This window comes from Micavibrio aeruginosavorus ARL-13 (assembly GCF_000226315.1).
Lineage (GTDB): Bacteria > Pseudomonadota > Alphaproteobacteria > Micavibrionales > Micavibrionaceae > Micavibrio > Micavibrio aeruginosavorus_B.
On the sequence record NC_016026.1, the window covers coordinates 2,039,603 to 2,057,871 of the forward strand.

13 protein-coding genes are annotated in these 18,269 nt (G+C 53.5%); 7 read left to right on the forward strand and 6 right to left on the reverse strand.

Annotated elements, in window-relative coordinates; translation table 11 throughout:
• From MICA_RS09660 to MICA_RS09670, 3 genes are all read right to left on the reverse strand, one after another.
• Nucleotides 1-621 carry a protein phosphatase CheZ gene (locus tag MICA_RS09660; protein WP_236619894.1) on the reverse strand — a complete coding sequence of 207 codons (621 nt, stop codon included), beginning with the start codon at nucleotides 619-621 and terminating at the stop codon, nucleotides 1-3.
• 1 nt (nucleotide 622) lies between these two features.
• Nucleotides 623-1,009: a response regulator gene (locus tag MICA_RS09665; RefSeq protein WP_015468284.1), complete on the reverse strand. Its 387-nt coding sequence runs from the start codon at nucleotides 1,007-1,009 to the stop codon at nucleotides 623-625.
• 71 nt (nucleotides 1,010-1,080) lie between these two features.
• Nucleotides 1,081-2,784 (reverse strand): methyl-accepting chemotaxis protein, encoded by a 1,704-nt coding sequence (locus MICA_RS09670; protein WP_148260466.1) that lies wholly within the window; start codon nucleotides 2,782-2,784, stop codon nucleotides 1,081-1,083.
• 413 nt (nucleotides 2,785-3,197) lie between these two features.
• On the opposite strand from MICA_RS09670, the gene MICA_RS09675 reads away from it, so the two are divergent.
• Nucleotides 3,198-3,959: a response regulator transcription factor gene (locus MICA_RS09675; RefSeq protein ID WP_014103566.1), complete on the forward strand. Its 762-nt coding sequence runs from the start codon at nucleotides 3,198-3,200 to the stop codon at nucleotides 3,957-3,959.
• Here the strand turns inward: MICA_RS09675 and MICA_RS09680 are convergent.
• Entirely contained in the window at nucleotides 3,956-7,159 is a 3,204-nt protein-coding gene (locus tag MICA_RS09680; RefSeq protein ID WP_014103567.1) for a translocation/assembly module TamB domain-containing protein, read from the reverse strand. The two genes, MICA_RS09675 and MICA_RS09680, sit on opposite strands and share 4 nt — an antisense overlap.
• The gene (locus MICA_RS09685) at nucleotides 7,160-8,956 is read right to left on the reverse strand and encodes an autotransporter assembly complex protein TamA (RefSeq protein ID WP_014103568.1); all 1,797 of its coding nucleotides are present in this window, start codon (nucleotides 8,954-8,956) and stop codon (nucleotides 7,160-7,162) included. It lies immediately after the preceding gene.
• 307 nt (nucleotides 8,957-9,263) lie between these two features.
• Between MICA_RS09685 and MICA_RS09690 the strand changes: the two genes are divergently transcribed.
• From MICA_RS09690 to MICA_RS09700, 3 genes are all read left to right on the forward strand, one after another.
• Nucleotides 9,264-12,575, forward strand: coding sequence for a transglycosylase domain-containing protein (locus MICA_RS09690; RefSeq protein ID WP_014103570.1), 3,312 nt, complete (start codon nucleotides 9,264-9,266; stop codon nucleotides 12,573-12,575).
• Nucleotides 12,576-12,690: 115 nt separating this feature from the next.
• Entirely contained in the window at nucleotides 12,691-13,629 is a 939-nt protein-coding gene (locus MICA_RS09695; RefSeq protein ID WP_041794551.1) for a universal stress protein, read from the forward strand.
• Between the two features lie 151 nt (nucleotides 13,630-13,780).
• Entirely contained in the window at nucleotides 13,781-14,359 is a 579-nt protein-coding gene (locus MICA_RS09700) for a hypothetical protein (protein WP_236619895.1), read from the forward strand.
• A gap of 63 nt (nucleotides 14,360-14,422) precedes the next feature.
• On the opposite strand, the gene MICA_RS11930 is transcribed toward MICA_RS09700, so the two are convergent.
• Nucleotides 14,423-15,409: a hypothetical protein gene (locus tag MICA_RS11930; RefSeq protein ID WP_014103573.1), complete on the reverse strand. Its 987-nt coding sequence runs from the start codon at nucleotides 15,407-15,409 to the stop codon at nucleotides 14,423-14,425.
• Nucleotides 15,410-15,597: 188 nt separating this feature from the next.
• Between MICA_RS11930 and MICA_RS09710 the strand changes: the two genes are divergently transcribed.
• From MICA_RS09710 to MICA_RS09720, 3 genes are read left to right on the forward strand one after another with little or no spacing between them, the layout of a single operon-like run.
• Nucleotides 15,598-16,545, forward strand: coding sequence for a metal ABC transporter substrate-binding protein (locus MICA_RS09710; protein WP_041794035.1), 948 nt, complete (start codon nucleotides 15,598-15,600; stop codon nucleotides 16,543-16,545).
• Entirely contained in the window at nucleotides 16,545-17,414 is an 870-nt protein-coding gene (locus MICA_RS09715) for a manganese/iron ABC transporter ATP-binding protein (protein ID WP_014103575.1), read from the forward strand. The genes MICA_RS09710 and MICA_RS09715 overlap by 1 nt, the downstream gene beginning before the upstream one ends.
• Nucleotides 17,411-18,268: a metal ABC transporter permease gene (locus MICA_RS09720; protein ID WP_014103576.1), complete on the forward strand. Its 858-nt coding sequence runs from the start codon at nucleotides 17,411-17,413 to the stop codon at nucleotides 18,266-18,268. The genes MICA_RS09715 and MICA_RS09720 overlap by 4 nt, the downstream gene beginning before the upstream one ends.
• Nucleotide 18,269 lies beyond the last annotated feature (1 nt).

Below are 18,269 nucleotides of genomic sequence, written 5' to 3' on the forward strand. Positions count from 1 at the left end.
TCAGCTGTCAAATTCTGCCAAAAGGCGGTCAATATCATCCTGGCTGACACCGCCTTGGTTAGGCAGGGCCGGGCCATTCAAAAGGCTGGGTTTTTCCTTGGCCGCATCGCCCTGGTCTTCATCACGCAAATGCGCGAAACGCTCGCCCAGCGTCTGCAACATATGGCTGACTTTCTGGTCGATGGTTTTCAGGGCGGTCACGACTTTTTTAATGCGTTGCCCGGTGATGTCCTGGAACGTGCAGGCCTCATAAATGCTGACAATATGGGCCTCAATCTTTTGCACCAACTCCGGGTCGCTGCCCTGAATCTCACCCATAATGGCCTCGCATGAATCCATGATGGATCCGGTGGCCTTCTCCGTGGTTTCGACAACAGCGTCCAGTTCATCCGTTGCCGTTGGGATATGGGTTTTCTGAATGGCGTTCGGCTGGGCCGCCTGCAATTCTGTGCGCATCGTTTCGATCGCGTCTTTCAGGCTGTTCAGTTCTTTGTTTACAACATCGAACGAAATGCCCTGCGGGCTTTGAATTTTCCCGATGACCGAATTGACGATGGTGACAACCTGATCGCGGCGATACAAGGTATCAGCCCCCCCTTTGATCTCTGCTTCCCCACTCATATCAGAAGCTCCCCAGAACGGCGGCGATTTTGCTTTTCAAAATTTCCGCACTGAACGGCTTGACGATATAGTTGTTTACCCCGGCCTGGCGCGCGGCAACCACGTTTTCAATTTTGCTTTCCGCTGTCACCATGATGAAGGGCAGTTTATCGTTGCCATTGGCCCGCACGGTTTTAAGAAGCTCCAACCCCGTCATCGGCTCCATGTTCCAGTCGGAGATGACCAGATCATAATTCTTATGCTTCATCATATCCAACGCCATGGTCCCGTCGGTGGCTTCATCAACATTTTTGAAACCAATCTGGGCCAAGAGGTTACGGATCACACGCAACATCGTTTTATAATCATCAACGATCAAAACTTGCATTTGCGCCGGATTAACAGTCATTGGTTACACCTCATTGTTACTTGTATTTATGTAAGTTTACTTAATCAAAAGGCCAGTATGGAAAGGCCCGATCACGCTGCCTGAATATCACGCAGGAAGGATTTAACTTCCCCGTCCATTTTTTCGGCTTGAACCGACAGCATCCGGGCCGCATCCAAGACTTCGCGCGTTGCCGCTGTGGTCGAATCCGTTCCGCCTTTGATGGAGAAGATTCCGCCGTTAATTTGTTCAACCCCTTGTGTCGCTGTATTCATGTTGGACACAATTTCCTGGGTTGCGGCCGCTTGTTCCTCAACCGCCGCGGCAATCGTGGCGGACGTTTCATCGACCTTGCCAATCGCTTCGCGTACGCTGAGCAGAACGTCGGCCACATTCACAGCGGTTTTCTGAACGCCGTCCAATTGCTGACGGATCTGTTCGGTTGCCTTTGCGGTTTGCGTGGCCAGGTTTTTCACCTCGTTCGCCACAACGGCGAAGCCTTTACCGGCTTCACCCGAACGGGCGGATTCAATGGTTGCGTTCAGGGCCAGCAGGTTAATTTGACCGGCAATATCCTCAATCAACGTTGCAATTGCACCCACGGCGCTGGACATATCCACCAATTCGCGCGAAGACGCATCGGCGGCTTCGGCCTTGGTCATGGCGTCCTGCACCATGTTGTTGGAGATTGCGATCTGACGGGAAATTTCCTGGACCGTTGCGGCCATTTCCTCGGCCGCGCTGGCCACAGATTGCACGTTGTGCGAAGCTTGTTCCGATGCAGACGCCACCTCGACCGACTGGCGGTTGGTTTCATCGGCAATTTTCGACATGCTTTCCGCCGTCTGTGACAACTGCGTTGATGCAGATGCCACCGTCGACACCGTTTGCGTCGCATTGATATCGAAAGATTGGATCAGTTCTTGAACGCGTTTTTGACGCTGTTCTTTCAATACCTGCTCGCGTTTTTCGGCATCAACCATATCGCGTTGCTTGATCAAAGACTCTTTAAAGAATTCCGCCGCACGGGCCACATCGCCAACTTCATCCTTGCGATCTGCCCCCTTCACCTCAACATCCAATTCGTTGTTGGCCAATTTTTTCAGAACATCGACAGATCGCGCCAACGGCTTAGCAATTCCTTGCGAAGACAAAAGATAGCCGAACAACATGCCAAACAACGTTGCCGCCGTTGACATGGAAATAATCACCATTTTCCCGGATTTAGCCGACTCTGTTGCCTCATTATTCTCTCGCTCGATACCGCTGCGGTAATCAACGGCCAACGCCTCAAGCGATTCTTCAATACTCATAGCGTTTTGTTCATTCTTCACGATCGAACTTTTCAGGTCCGTATCATCTTCCTTTTCATTTTTTGCATAAATTGAATTAGCCTCGGCCAACGTCACAGCAATTTGCGAACGGAACAGATCAACCCTCTTTTCCAAATCATCCAGCATCTTTATTTGATCTGCTGTTGCATTTTCACGAAGAACAACCATTCGTTCATCGTACACTTCATTAAATTCTTTCAACTTCACTTCTGCGGATCGGACGGTTTCAACATCATCCATCATCGGAATGGACATTTCCGAATACATCAAACCAGCCAACTCAATCGAAACACGGTTCACGGAACGAACGCGTGTCGTTTGATCCATCATCTGATTTGTATTTTCATCCAAACTGGATAGCCCGGAATAGGAAACAGCCCCCAAGGCCATCATGAAAATCAACAAACACGCAACCAGTGCCAAAATTTTAGTTTTGATTTTTCGGTCATTGAAGAATTTCATTTTTTTGCGTCCCATCACTGGCGTTGATCTGGCATTACAAGGGGGGCGGACCCATTCTGGACCGCTCTATCAAATGATGGTCGCAAAGCCGTGTTACAGAACGATGCCGGGTTTGTTACAGATTTGTTACAAACGCACAGAGCCGCGAGAGACCGGACAGAGCCCGAATCAGGGCAACCTGTGGATAATATTTCGTAAAATATTGAGCGGATTGATAAATCGCCTCACCACGGTGACGAGCCAGCGATTTTACGGAACCCCTAAAAACTATACTTAAGGGTATATAAGCTATCCTTAAGCGCTAAGTCTCTGATTCCAACGTTCATACTTTATATAAGGTTCATCAGATATGATGGGGGGAGTAACAATTTGAGTACCCGCGTATTTATTTTTTAGTGAGCGTGAGATTCAGAATGAAGACACCGACACACACTATTCTTATTGTCGATGATGACCCGTTGGTCCAACAAATACTTAAAGAACCCCTCCAATATCAAAATTATAATGTCCTGGTCGCCGGTGACATTGCCGAGATGGAGAAAATTCTGCACACGTGCCGACCCAGCCTGATTTTGCTGGATCACATGTTGCCCGGAGGGAATGGGATTGATGCCCTGCCCCATATCCGTGATTTGACCGACGCCCGCATCATCATGATCAGCAGCCGCGACGATCTGGCCTCGAAAATCAAGGCGCTGGAATCCGGTGCGGATGATTATTTGTGCAAACCGTTCCAGATTCATGAACTGTTTGCCCGGATCAAGGTGCAATTACGTCATCATAGCGAATTGTTCCAACGCGCGGCCGCCGCCACATCGCACAACAGCGACCGTATCCAGTTTGGTGACTGGGTCCTCGACCGAAGCCAGTTCCAGCTGTTTGACCGCGACAGCAAATCCGCAGGATTGACGATCAAGGAATTCCATTTGCTGGAAGCCTTGGTCTCCGCGCCGAACCGGGTTTTGACGCGGGAGCAGATTTTGGACAAGGTGCATAATGGTAATTTCAACGTAACCGACCGCGCGATTGATACACAAATTGCACGCATCCGTAAAAAACTGGGCGACCACCGCCCCGAATCGCGGATGATCCAATCTGTGCGTGTCCTGGGCTACAAATTCTCCTCCGATGGCATTTACGCCAACGAGGGCAGAAAGATGAGCGCCGCGGTTTAGTAATCGCGGGTCCAGAAGATGCCGCCACCGGCCTGTGCATCCTGACCCACGGAACTTTCGACCGATATGCTTGGCGTGACTTCGACTTCGATACTGGCGGCGCTTCCTGTGCCGCCAGTATCGTTTTCAACACGCAGATAGACACGGTCGGTCAAATATTTTCCAACACCCACGGTGGTCGCGCCATCATCATCACTTTCAACACTGATATCATCCAGGCCCGTCATCTCGCGCACCATCCCCACCGGATCAAACCCGCCGCCTTTGCCGGAAAAACGCTGCAATGTTTGTGTCAATTGCACCGCCTGAAACGCACTGATCCGGCTCATATCTTTACCGAACAAAATACGCGACATCACCTCATCCTCGGGCAAGGCTGGCACAGATACGAAATTGATTTTCGGCTCGCTCACCCGCCCGCTCAGCAGAACCGATGCCTTCACATCCCCGGTATCATGCGTGGCCTCAACATCCAGATAAGGGGATGGCGGTATAGCTCCCTGGAACCGTAAATTGGCACGCGCCAGTTCAAATCGCTTGCCAAATTCTTCGTACCGGCCACGAATAGATTCAAATGTTCCGTTCACCAAGGGTGCCGCCGCCGTACCCGTAACGTTCAGATCACCCCCGAATTCGGCATCCAGCCCCCAGCCCCGCACAAAAATACGATGCGGCGCGCGCAATTTGACATCCAGAGTAATTTTTGTCAGCAGCGGGTCCTGCGCCACGCTGCTCTCTGGTGTAACAATATTCAATTCCGGAATCTGGGTCTGAAATTTCTCCGGGATCGCGACGTTAAAATCATTCAGCGTGACCGTACCCGTAACATCATAACCGTCCGAACGTCCTTTCAGCGCCAAATCGGCATCCGCCGTGCCATCGGCCAGATTGCTCTTCACCAAACGCACCTGATCCAATTTGAGGGTCATCGCCGTAGCCGCCATATTCACAAAGTCAAAAACCCCATCGCCGGCAACGGTTCCGCCGTTGCCATCATTGGCAGAAAATGTTCGTAATTTGACCTTGGTTCGATCCAGATCAGCCGCGATATCAATGTCGCGCAGGGCAATATCATATTGATCGTAATCATACATACCCTTCTGGAACGTGACCGTTCCACGCGCATCCGGGGCGGCCAACGTACCCGTAATCGTCCCATCAACGCGCAAAACCCCCGCCAGCCGATGCCCCGGCGGTAAAACCAGCCCGGCCAGAGCGGTACTATCCAGATCAGCGTTCAGCGCTCCGTTTAACGGAGCCTGATCCGAGAGGGTGAAAGCGAACGGATAGAGCGAGACCACCAACGGAACAGACACCTGCGCCGACAGGGTTTGTATCGCCGGGCCAGTACCGCTGACATCCAGACGCCCCGCACCAGACTGATACCCTCCTTTGGCGCTCAGCCTGATCGCCGGCACATCCGTTGCAACCACAATATCACCGGATTGCGCCGTCATGCTCACCACCGGTTGATCCAGCGGCCCCGTAATATCAACCACCCCCGTCAGTGTCGTTTCCGCCAGCGTCACCGGCAGTGAAGCCGGGACATCCGCCATTTTAAAATCATTTGCCGCCGCCTTAAGGGCCGTGACCCGGTCAACAACATCCCCGGTCAATCGCACAGACGACGTTCCCATGGTGACGGTCATATCAATATCCCGCGCCGACGGGATCGGTTGATCCAGTGCGGACAGGTTCGCCCCACCGCTCACCTGCAAAGCCTGCGGCACGGTGCCGGAACCATCGATATTCAGCCGATAATGCCCTGCATCATCCTGCGCGATTTTGGCGGTCATGGATTGAATGGCAATCGTTTCGGATATTCTGGCACCATTCAAAACCACATCCATGGTCTGCGGCCAACGCTTCTGCAGATCCGCCAGCGCCGCTTTCACACGCAGGCGATCAATGTTGTATGTGTCATAGCGCGCACTGTTGATATCCGCATCCAGCGTCACAGCCTGCGTCGCGGCGGCCGTTGGCGCAAAGCTGGCGTTCAGTTTTACCTGCCCCGCAACATCAACCCCAATCAATGGCGCGTAAGTCGCAAGCGCCCCCACATCGGCGTGAATATCCCCGCTGATCAGCCCTGTCGATACATTGATTATGCCATTGCCGCCGGCCTTTAAATCCGGCCCATTCAACGTCAAACTGGAAATATGCAATTGCGACGCATCATAAGAAAAATCCAATGCCGCCTGTAGGTCCACGTCGTGATAACGCCCTGCCATCTTCACCATACCAGCGGGCGCGGATACAATATTGCGTGATGTGACCGTCAAATCCAGACGCGGCAACCCATTTTCAACCAAACGATCCATCACCAACGCCCCAGAGACATCAAGTGTCGGGTCATCGGATACACCACGCAGATGAACTTGCATGTCTGCGTGCCCTCCCTCGCCCGTCAGGGGCCGCAGATCGGAACTTTTTACCGCTAGGGTGAAATCAACATCGCCACCATCATGTAAATCGGCACGTCCCGCCCCCTCAACGGTATAGGACACCGACTCCACCCGAAGCGTTTCAAGATCGGCCCGCAGATTTTGTGTATCAACGATCCCTTTGACGCGCACGGCTTCGGGCATCCACGCAATCACCGTGTCATCCATCTGCGCAATTGCCGCCCTGAGATCAACGGCCAGACCGGACGACAGGTCCACCTTGATCGTCAGATCCGGTGCCAAAACCATAGCCGGCCCGACAACGCCTTCACGCAGATCCAGCCGCTTGATCCGCAGATGATCCAGCGACAGGCTGCGGAAATACAAATCCGGGATCGTGAACCCCGTTGCTTTTTCACCCTCTTCATCCCCTGACCCGGCGGGCAAGCGATGCACTGTCACAGACCCGGCATCAAAACTGGCCGCCGCATGGCGCGCGGCCAGGGGCAAAAGACCTATCCGTATCGTCATCCGGTCCGCGTCCGCAATCACACCGTTCGCGTCATCAACCCGCAACCCCGTCACGTTCAATCCGGTGATCGCGCTATAATACAATGCGTGATAGTCAACAACATACCCTGTTCCATCCAACGCCTGATTGATCTGCTTGCGCAGCATTGTTTGTCCGCCCGGCGTGCCCAGCCAGACAAAACCAACCGCAATCAGGACATGAACCAGCATGACAAACAACAGCAGGAAGGACATAACCTCCAGCACCGCATGGCCCGTTTTTTTCAAAATGGTTTTTACATGCATTTAAAACGCCTGCCCGATACTGATATAAATTTGAAAATTCGATTCCAGATCGTCTTTCTGCGTCAGCGGTACGGCAATATCAAACCGAATGGGGCCAAATCCGCTGTAATAACGGGCACCAACCCCCGCACCAACGGCCACATCATTCATCTTGGGCCACGCTTCATTTGCCACAGTGCCCGCATCCACAAAGGCCACCGCGCCCAAATTCGTCGTAAAGCGCTGGCGCATTTCGATGCTGCCCGTCACCATTGATCGGCCACCGACGGGGTCATCGTTGGAATCTTTCGGGCCAACCTCCTGATACCCATAACCGCGCACAGATCCACCGCCGCCGGCAAAAAAACGTTCTGTGGGGGGGATGTCAAAGGTTCCACTGCCTACAATACTGCCGATATTGGTGCGCAGGGCCAGAACGGACCATTTCTTTTCGTCCATCGCCCAATATGTACTGGCCCCAAATTCCAGTTTCAGGAACGGATCACTCACCCCCAGCACGTCGAAAAACGGCGTAACCGTTCCGGCAATCCGCCAACCCCGCGTCGGGTCCAGGGCGTCATTTCGATTATCAAAGGTCAAGCTGTTCGGCAGTGACACCAGACCATAGAGATCATCGCCATCCTTGCGATCATTATCCTCTGTAATCTGTGTCAGACCCAGCTTGACACCCGTTGACCCGCTCAGACGCTTGTTAAAAGTCCGATTGATGGACGCACCAACATCGATACCCAGCTCTTCATACGCATCGGTGTCCTGCCGCCGCACTTCAGTATTCAGGGACAGGCTCTGATCCTTGCGCAGGAAGAACGGCTTCAACACATCCGCGGACAGGCTTTGCTTCAAAGTCGACAGGCTGAGCGTCGTGGTCAGTTTTTCGGCAGCGCCAAAATAATTCCGATGTTCCCATCCGAATGTCGCGCCCAGACCCTCGTCCGTATAATAACTCAAACCCGCCTTCACCGTGCGGTGGGCCCGTTCGGACAGCCGGACATCAACCGCAACCATTCCGTTTTCATCCGGCGCAGCGGGCAGAACCGCTTCAGCCCGTGAAAACAACCCGGTTTCCATCAGCGCATTTTTCAGGCGCTCGATACGCGCCTCCCGGTAACAATCGCCCTCCTTCCACGGCACCAGCTTGTCGAGATAAGAGGTTTTAACGCTGTCTTGCCCGCTGAACGTCACACGGCCCAGCTTGGCTTCGGGCCCGACATCAACACGATACGTAACATCGGCCGTATACGTATCGGGGTTCAATACAACTTCGTTTTTCACATCCAGGGTGAAATAGCATTTATCCTTGGCGATGCGATCTTTGACGATCTCCTGCAAAACCAGAACAGAGGCGGCATCCAACGGTGTGCCGGGTTTCAGCGCATCATCCCCCATGACCGTAGAAAAATGCGGCGGGTTGGTTGTTAACGTCGCGATGGTATAGAGCGGACCCGCGGCAATATTATATGTTCCGGTAAAAGGACGTGCGGAATCGTCGGCATATTGGATCGTCGCGTCATAATATCCTTTTGCCCGCATGGCTTTTTGTAGATCGACCAGGATCATTTGTTCGCGATAGGCTTCACGGCGCTGATTGTCTGCGACATCATCGCCCAGCTCAAAATCACCACTCAGGCGATCATCAACGATTTTTTGCAAGTACGGGGCCAGCGCCGCATCAGACACCCCGTCCACCCCGGACAGGCTGTACGCCGTCCGCACATCCCCGCCGCCCCAGCATCCGGACAGAACCAGACACAACGGCATCAGCAAAACCAGCGGTGACGGCCCGGGCCAGATACGCATCGAAAATTCCAGTTTCAAAACCGCCAGCCTATCCGGCAGTCTATGGCCCTAACGGCATGATTGTTCATGGTTTTTATGATGCTGGCTTTATACCGCGATTCTGGGTTTTTGAACATATTGAAGACGGTCGCAAACGACGTAAACTGATCGGTTTAGCACCATAGCGGCCCTGCTGCGCCGCCACATTTTCGCCCTTTTGCAATTTATTTGCATATTGACCTGACGGCGGTGTAATTTGCCCTCCAATCGTACATGAATGCGAACCACAGGGAGGCGCCGCAGGATTCAAACTGCGGGCAGTCAAAAATTGAGCGTAGATCATAACAACAACGACAACCAGACCAACGACAGCACCGCAAACGAAGGTCACACCGCGCCGCCACTAACGCCGAAAAAGAAATCAACGTTCCGAAAATGGATGATCGGAACCGTTGCCGGGACCGCCATTGTTGGCACACCGGCGGGACTGTTCGGGTTGTATGAAGTTCACGAAAGCGATCTGCAATCCAAATATTTTAACGAAATCGCCAGCGGCAAGCGTTTTACGACCAAAATCACCGACCCGCTGATCTTCCCGCCGGCCAAGGGCCCGTTCGATGATCGCCGCGGATACAGCCATTTCGCCGCGTATGACCAGACACTGACCGCCCGTGGCAAATGGGAACGGTCGTTTATCGCACCGTGGTACGATCGCAACATTCATGGCATCCAGCTCAACCTGCTTGAGGATGAGAAGCAACAGGCCGGCGCAACCATCACCGACTATACCGGTGACACCATGTATCAGGCCCGATTCCCGCGCAATGTTTACAAGACATTCGACGATGTACCGAAAAAATTACTGAACGCCCTGCTGTTCGTTGAAAACGCCGAATTGCTGGCCGATCACCCGGACAAACAAAACCCCGCCGTTGAATGGGATCGTTTTGCCAAAGCCTCCTTCCATCAGGTTTTGAAAAAAATGGGCGTGGCCAGCGAATATCCCGGCGGGTCCACCGCCGCCGTGCAGAAGGAAAAATATAAATATTCCGGCGGCGGCCGCACCGAAAGCCCGATCGACAAATTGCAGCAAATGGCCAGCGCGACCGCGCGGGCCTATAAAGACGGCGTAGACACCACCGAAGTCCGCAAGGACATCGCGCTCGACTATATCAACTCAATCCCGCTGTCATCCTACCCGGGGCAAGGCGACGTTGAGGGGATTGGCGATGGTATCGCGTTGTGGTTTGGCCGCGATTTCGCGGAACTGAACCACTTGCTGACCAAAGATGAATCCACGATGGACGACGCCGAAATGGCCGAGGCCGGGCAAGCCTTCCGCGAAGCCTTCTATCTGGCTCTGTCGATCAAGAAACCGTCCGAATACTTGCTGCGCACTCGTGGCCGTGACGAACTGAACGCGCGGGTCGATAACCTCCTGCCCCGCCTGGCCCGCGAAGGGATTATTTCCGAACGGATGCGCGATGCTGCGCTGAATGCCAAACTGGAATTCAGCAAATCCGAAGATATCAAACGCAAAATGGCCGTCCCGCATAATAAGACGGAAATGTCTCTGCGGATTGAGATGATGAACGCACTTGGCGTCAAAACCGGGCTGTATGGTCTGGATCGCACCGACGCCTCGGCCATCACCACGGTCAACAAGGATGCATCCGAAGCCGTAACGCAATTCCTGCACGGCCTGAAAGACGTGGAAAATGTACGCGCCGCAGGATTGCTGGGCTACCCCATGCTGAAAGAAACCGGGTTGGAAGATATCACCTATTCTTTCACCCTGTATGAGGCTGGCGAGAAAGCCAACTATCTGCGCGTTCAGACGGACACCTACCAGGGTGCCCTGAACCTGAACGAAGGATCCAAGCTGCAATTGGGCTCGACCGCAAAATTGCGCACGCTTGTCACCTATCTGGAATGCATGGCCTATCTGCATGAACAATTGTCCGGCAAGGACGTGTTTGCACTGGAAGAAGCCAAGGATCAGTACAAAGACAATTTAAGCCGGTGGGCTATTGACTATCTGATCGCGGAGAAATCCAAGGATGAACCGAATTTGTCCCTGCGTGCCCTTTTGGACGCGTCGATGGAACGGCGTTATTCGGCCAACCCGGGTGAAACATTCTTCACCGGGGGCGGCATCCACCGCTTCAACAACTTCAAAAATGACGAAAATGGCCGCGTTCCAACGGTCCGCGAAACATTACAAAATTCGCACAACCTGCCGTCCGTTCGGATTATGCGCGACATCGTGAATTTCACGATGGAACATAAAATGGACGTTCCCGACGACATTTTTACCAATCCGGACAGCCCGCAACGCGCGCGTTACCTGGAACAATTCATCAACAAGGAAGGCAAGGTCTTCCTGTACCGCGCCTGGAATGCCCAGCGAGATAAATCGCGGGATGACATCTTCACAGATCTGGTCAACAAGCGCGACAACCGTGCCCAATACCAGATTGCCGCCCTCTACCGCATGATTTTCCCAGAGGGTAGCGTTGAACATATGGCCAACCGCCTGCACGAGATTGAATATCGTCAGGATAACCCGGACGCCAGTGATGACGCGGTGATCGAACATATGGTCGCCAAATCATCCGACGAAAAAGTCATGAAGAAGATGCAGGCGATGTACACCATGTACGACCCGGAACGCTTCGTGTACGAACCATGGAAACGCGATCCGCAAAGCAACAAATTCAACCTGAACGATCTGGCTTTTATCACCAAGGTTCACCCGCTGGATCTGTGGCTGGCCCACGAAAACACAAAGACGAATACGCCGTTGTCGTGGAGCGATGCCTACGCCGCCGCCACCGCCTCAAACGCAGAGGGCGAAACAGTGATGAAGGATATTTATTCATGGCTGTTGAAACCCCACAAAATGGAAGCCCAGAACAAACGTCTGCGCATCATTCTGGAAGAAGACGCCTTCAGCCATATTCACAAAATGTGGGCGAAAAACGGGTTTTCCTTTGAAAAGATGACACCGTCACTGGGCTCCGCCCTGGGCGATTCCGGCGACACGCCAGCGGCTCTGGCCGAATTTTCCGGCATCATCGTCAATGGCGGCATCCGTAAACCCAGCATCCGTTTCACCGACATGACACTGGCCCCGGATACAGAGGAACGCGAACGCGCCTACACCCGCAAGCCGGAAGAATCCGTGCGCGTCATGCCACAGGAGGTCGCAGACGTTGCACTGGAAACCATGCAACTGATCGTGCGTGACGGTACGGGTTTCCGCGCCGGGAAAGTTGTTCTGGATGATGGCCGCGTTCTGAACGTTGGTGGAAAAACCGGGACGGGCGACAACCGCGACAAATTCTTTACCGCAGGCGGCGGCATGACCTCTGCCGAGGTCAAGAACCGCACCGCCACCTTCGTCTTTGAAATCGACGACCCGGTATCGGGCAAACGCTTCTTTGGCTCTGTCCTGTTGTATGTTGACGGCCCGAACGCCGCCAAGCATAAGTTCACCAGCGCCGGACCGACCCAGGTGTTGAAAAACATCCTGGTGATGCTGAAACCGTTCCTGAACGAAGCCTGCGGCGTGACGGCCCCGGCACAGACGGCGGCCCTGGATCAAAAGAAAAACGCGCCCAAGGCCCCGGCACCGTAAATTCAACACGACCGGCCAACAACCGGGAGCGGTTCGCCTTATACATTTACACGCACCCGTGAACGTTTTATCGTTCACGGGTGTTGTTTTACGCGCAGGAAAGGTTGCCAACATTATGAATAATTTTCACAATATCCTGTTTGTTACCCTCGGAACCGACCATAAAGCCGAAGGCCTGAAACAAGCCATCAGCGTGGCCCGGAATAACAACGCCAAGCTGAAAATCCTGATTCTGGTCCCTGAAATGCCCGATGCCATGCCGGACTACCGCAAGCAACTGGATGATTTGATCCTGACCCACACGCGCAATCTTGTTGAAACCGCATCCGCCGCATTGCATGGACCACATACACCGCTCAACATCACCTATGATATTGAAGGCGGCAGCACCGCGGCCATTCGCATTATTCAACATGCGATAAAAGGCAAACACGATCTGATCATCAAGGACGCCGACGTACGGGACGGCAACGCCGGGTTCAAGGCCTTGGACATGGCCCTGTTGCGCAAATGCCCCTGCCCGGTCTGGCTGTGCCGTCCGATCCCGGATTCGCGCGAAAATATGAGCGTTGCCGTCGCCATTGATCCGGAAAGCCCGAACGCATCCGCCCACGCACTGTCGATCAGAATGCTGAAATTGGGGCGGGCCATGGCCGATACGTGCAATGGGACACTCAACATTATTTCATGCTGGGACCTGCCGTACGAGGCCGCCCTGCGCGATAGCGCGTTTTTAAGCCGGCCTGAAAATGAAATCGAACATCACATTCGCGCTCGCGCCGCCGAACATCGCGAAGCGTTGCAAGGTCTGCTGGACGAGGCCGGGCAAACGGATCGGCAGGTCGTGCATCACCTGCGCGGCATTCCGGAGGATGCCATTCCGTCCCTGATCCGCAACCATGGTATTGATGTCCTGATTATGGGCACCGTCGCCCGCGGTGGCATCGTCGGATTCATCATGGGCAACACGGCGGAAAATATCGTCCAAAACCTGACATGCTCCCTGTTGGCCCTAAAGCCGGATAATTTCGTTTCACCGGTGAAAATCGGGTAAATCAAAAGATAAACTTTGTTTTTTCATAAGTTTTGCATCGCATCACACTTGTATTTTGACAAATACAAGGGGCTGCGGCACCGTCCCCATCCTTATTCATAATTGACACTTTTAACAGGGGACAACCATGTCATCACTCAACGTAAGCGTAATGACGAAATTTCTGAAAGCAGCCACACTGGGCACCGCATTGGCCGTTGCTGGCGGTTGCGCCGCTGTGGGCGTTGGCGTACCGGGCGGTGGCGATAGCGTGAACACCGACCTGTTCAAGGACGAGAAAGATTTTCTGACTCGCATGGACAAACTGAAATCCGTGACCGGCACCGACAAAGTCGTGACCAAAACCGAAGTTCTGAACATTTTGGGCGTGAAGGCGAAAAAACTGCGCAACATGGACCGTTCGGAAATTCGTGGCGCATTGGAAGGCACTGGTCCGAACGCGATGCCGTTGGTGAAATCCACCCTGACCGCTGATGTTCTGAAATGCCTGCAAGGGTCCAGCTTCCAGTATGCGGATGATAACGGCAAATATGCCTTTAACAACCCGATCCGTTGGCAGAAAGAAACCAAGGGCTTCAACTACAACGTCCAGATGATCTTCAACACCTGCTCTGGCAAAGAGCCGGTTGTTGACACCGTTCTGGACAGCGGTGGCCCGACCTACAGCAAACGCAAGAAAACCGTGTTTGACCTGATTAACTCGGACAGCTTCTCTCTGCCGGGTATGTAAGATTTTCATACAAAAACCCCGTCCGGTTTGCGCCGGACGGGGTTTTTTATTGGTTACAAAATCCTACAGACCGAACTGATACCGCGCCAGAAAACCGATGATATGATCATCAACATTGTCTTCTTCTGTATTCTTCCACCCAGCCTCCAGTGTCAGGCCATTTTGGAAATCATATCCGGCGGACACCTGGGTCAAATGATCGTCAATATCATCCGCACCGGATACATCAATATTTCGCATGGTATGCGCCAACGTCAGGTTCCAGCGTTCATCCATAATCACCTTTGCACTGCCGCTCAGATAATCGCGATCCTCGCCATCCACGCCACCAAAATTCTGAATGTCGGTATATTCGGTAAACAGATCCAGATCGACGCGATCACTCATGCCAATACGATGCCCCAGCGTGGCCACCCAGCCGGATTCATCGGCACCGCCTGTGGCGTGATCGGCATCGCCTTCGCCCAGAAAGCGATAGCCCAGCTTATAATAAAGCCCGTCCACACCGGCGACATTGTCACCATCCAGCCCGGCAACAAAGGAGGAGAAATCTTCCGTATTTGACGCGCCGCCATCTTCTTTTTCCACCGTGCCGCGTCCACGAATGATGGACTGGCTCAAAACGGTTGTATCGGCGAAAAACGTCGATCCTGCTAATGTATGCGTACCCATCGTTTCGGTTTCAAACGCATGCGCCACGCCAAAGCCGATTTTTTCGGTGATTTCGTAATCCTCGGCAAAATCTTCGCCCCAGATTCCACGGCCCCATTCCCAGCCGAAACCAAAAGCGGGATTAAATTTCCCGGCAAACACATGCCACGGCCCATGGATAAAATTCAGTTTTATTTCCTCGGCATAGATTCCTTCATCTTCAAAAAATAAATCATCGCCCGGTTCGGGGTCACGCACGGGCTCCAGCACGAACGTTCCATCAATATAGAACCGATCATTCAGGGTCAGCGTCGGCGCAACCTCGGTGCGAAAGAACATATTGGTGCGGTGGTTATCATCATTCGATGAATCCACACCGCTTTCGCTTTGCAATTCCATCAGCACATCGGCACTGAGGCTCTAGGCCTGCGCACCGGAACCGCACAGGGCGCCAGCGAATAAAATAGAATAAAAACAATACGATAACTTCATGCCGGATCCCTTATGGCGGTTTTAGTTCTTGCTTATAAATTTAGCCTATGCTAAATATTGAACATAGCCCTAAATTCTATAAGGAGCGACAACAAATGTCACGACCCTCTATGCCGATTTTTTCATTCCGCCCTGCTGCTTTATCACTGCTCGTGCTGGCGCTTGTGTTACCCCATGGGGCCCGAGCGGCGGATCAGGAAAAAATCAAGGCCGTGACCACCTTCACCGTTATTGCTGACATTGCCCGCAATGTCGCGGGCGATGCCGCCATCGTTGAATCCATCACCAAGCCCGGCGCCGAAATTCACGATTACCAACCCACCCCGCAAGACATTATCCGCGCCCAAGGGGCCGATATTTTATTGTGGAACGGTATGAATCTGGAACGCTGGTTCGAACGGTTCCTGCAAGATGTGAAAGACGTGCCCAGCGTCGTCGTCTCCGACGGGGTTGAACCTATTTCGATTTACGAAGGCCCCTATACCGGAAAACCCAACCCACACGCATGGATGTCGACGGAAAACGCCATTTTATATGTCGACAATATCCGCAAAGCGTTTATCGCCGCAGATCCGGCCAATGCCGATATTTATAACAAAAACGCCCGCGCATACACCGACCAGATCCGTGTCATCAAGGCCGATTTGACCCCGATGCTGGAGAATATTCCCAAAGACCAACGTTATCTGGTCACCAGCGAAGGGGCGTTCAGCTACCTCGCTCGCGATCTCAAGATGAAAGAAGTTTATCTGTGGCCGATCAACGCCGATCAGCAGGGCACCCCGCAACAGGTGCGCGCCGTCATTGACCGCGTGCGTGAAAAAAATATCCCGGTCGTGTTCAGTGAAAGTACAATATCGGACCGCCCGGCAAAGCAGGTCGCATCGGAAACAGGCGCGGCCTATGGTGGCGTTCTCTATGTCGATTCACTCAGCACAGAAGACGGCCCGGTCCCGACGTATCTGGACTTGCTGAAGGTCACCACCCGGACCATCGCCGAAGGGTTTCAAGCGGCCATGAAGAAAACAGCGGAGAAAAAATAATGAACGACGCCACCATTCACCTGCACAATGTCGGCGTGACATACCCGAACGGGCACAGCGCCCTGCATGACGTCAATGTCACGCTGCATTCCGGGGTGATTTGCGGCCTGGTCGGGGTGAATGGGGCGGGGAAATCGACGCTGTTCAAAACCATGATGGGGTTTATCACCCCCACCACGGGCACGGTGACCATTGCCGGGCAAAGCGTGAAGCAGGCCTTGCGCCGAAATATGGTCGCCTATGTCCCGCAGACGGAGGAAGTGGACTGGAACTTCCCCGTGCTGGTCGAAGATGTGGTGATGATGGGGCGGTACGGCCATATGGGTTTCCTGCGCACCCCGAAACAACCCGACCGTGACGCGGTGGACAGCGCTCTGAAACGCGTCGGTATGTTTGATTACAAAAAACGCCAGATTGGTGAGCTGAGCGGTGGCCAGAAAAAACGTATTTTCGTCGCCCGTGCGCTGGCCCAGGGTGGGTCGATCATCCTGCTGGATGAACCCTTCACCGGCGTTGATATTAAAACCGAAGCCTCCCTGATCGAATTATTCCGGTCACTGGCCGCCGAAGGGCGGATGATTCTGGTCTCTACCCACAATCTGGGCAGTGTGCCGAGTTTTTGTGACGAGGTCATTTTGATCAATCGCACGGTCGTCGCCTATGGCCCGGTGGAAACCACCTTTACCGAAGCCAATTTGACCAAAGTCTTTGGCGGTATGTTGCGCCACCTGCAACTGGCGGGTCGCGATCTGCATGATGACGAAGATTCACGGTGTGTCACGGTGTTGACCGATGATGAACGCCCGCTGGTTCTGTACGGAGAACAAGGCGGTGAGCGGATCGTGAAAACAGGACGCGATAAGCCATGATCGACCTGCTGCTCGAACCCTTTACCTATATGTATATGGTGAAAGCCATCGGCGTCAGCGCCCTGGTTGGATGCGTTTGCGCGTTCTTGTCATCGTACCTGATGCTCAAGGGCTGGTCCCTGATGGGGGATGCGCTGGCGCATTCCATCGTGCCCGGTGTGGCGCTGGCCTATCTTCTGGCTTTGCCTTACGCTGTCGGCGCGTTTTTTGCGGGGCTTCTGGCCGCGGGCAGCATGGCGCTGGTGCGGCAGAAAACAAAATTGCGCGAAGACACGATTATCGGGCTGATCTTCACCACATTTTTTGCCGTTGGCCTGTTGCTGGTGTCCATTAACCCGATGGCGGTGAATATTCAATCCATCGTTTTGGGCAATATTCTGGCCATTTCCGATTCCGACGTGATGCAAGTGGTGATTATTTCCGTGATCTGCCTGATTGCGCTGACCTTAAAATGGCGGGATTTGATGGCGGTGTTTTTTGATGAAAAGCACGCCCAATCCATCGGCCTGCATGTCATGCCGTTGAAAATCCTGTTCTTCACCTTGCTCAGCGCCGCGACCGTGGCTGCGTTGCAAACCGTGGGCGCATGCCTGGTCATCGCCATGGTGGTTACGCCGGGGGCAACGGCGTATCTGTTGACCGACCGTTTTGGCCGCTTGATTGCCATTGCCATGGTCATTGGCACGCTGACCAGCGCCATGGGGGCCTATGCCAGCTATTACCTGAACGCCAATCCGGGCGGGTTAATTGTGTGTTTGCAAACCATCCTGTTTTTCGGCGCATTCCTGTTTTCGCCGAAATACGGGCTGGTGCCACGCAAACGCGCGATGCGTAACACCGCAATGGGGGTATAGG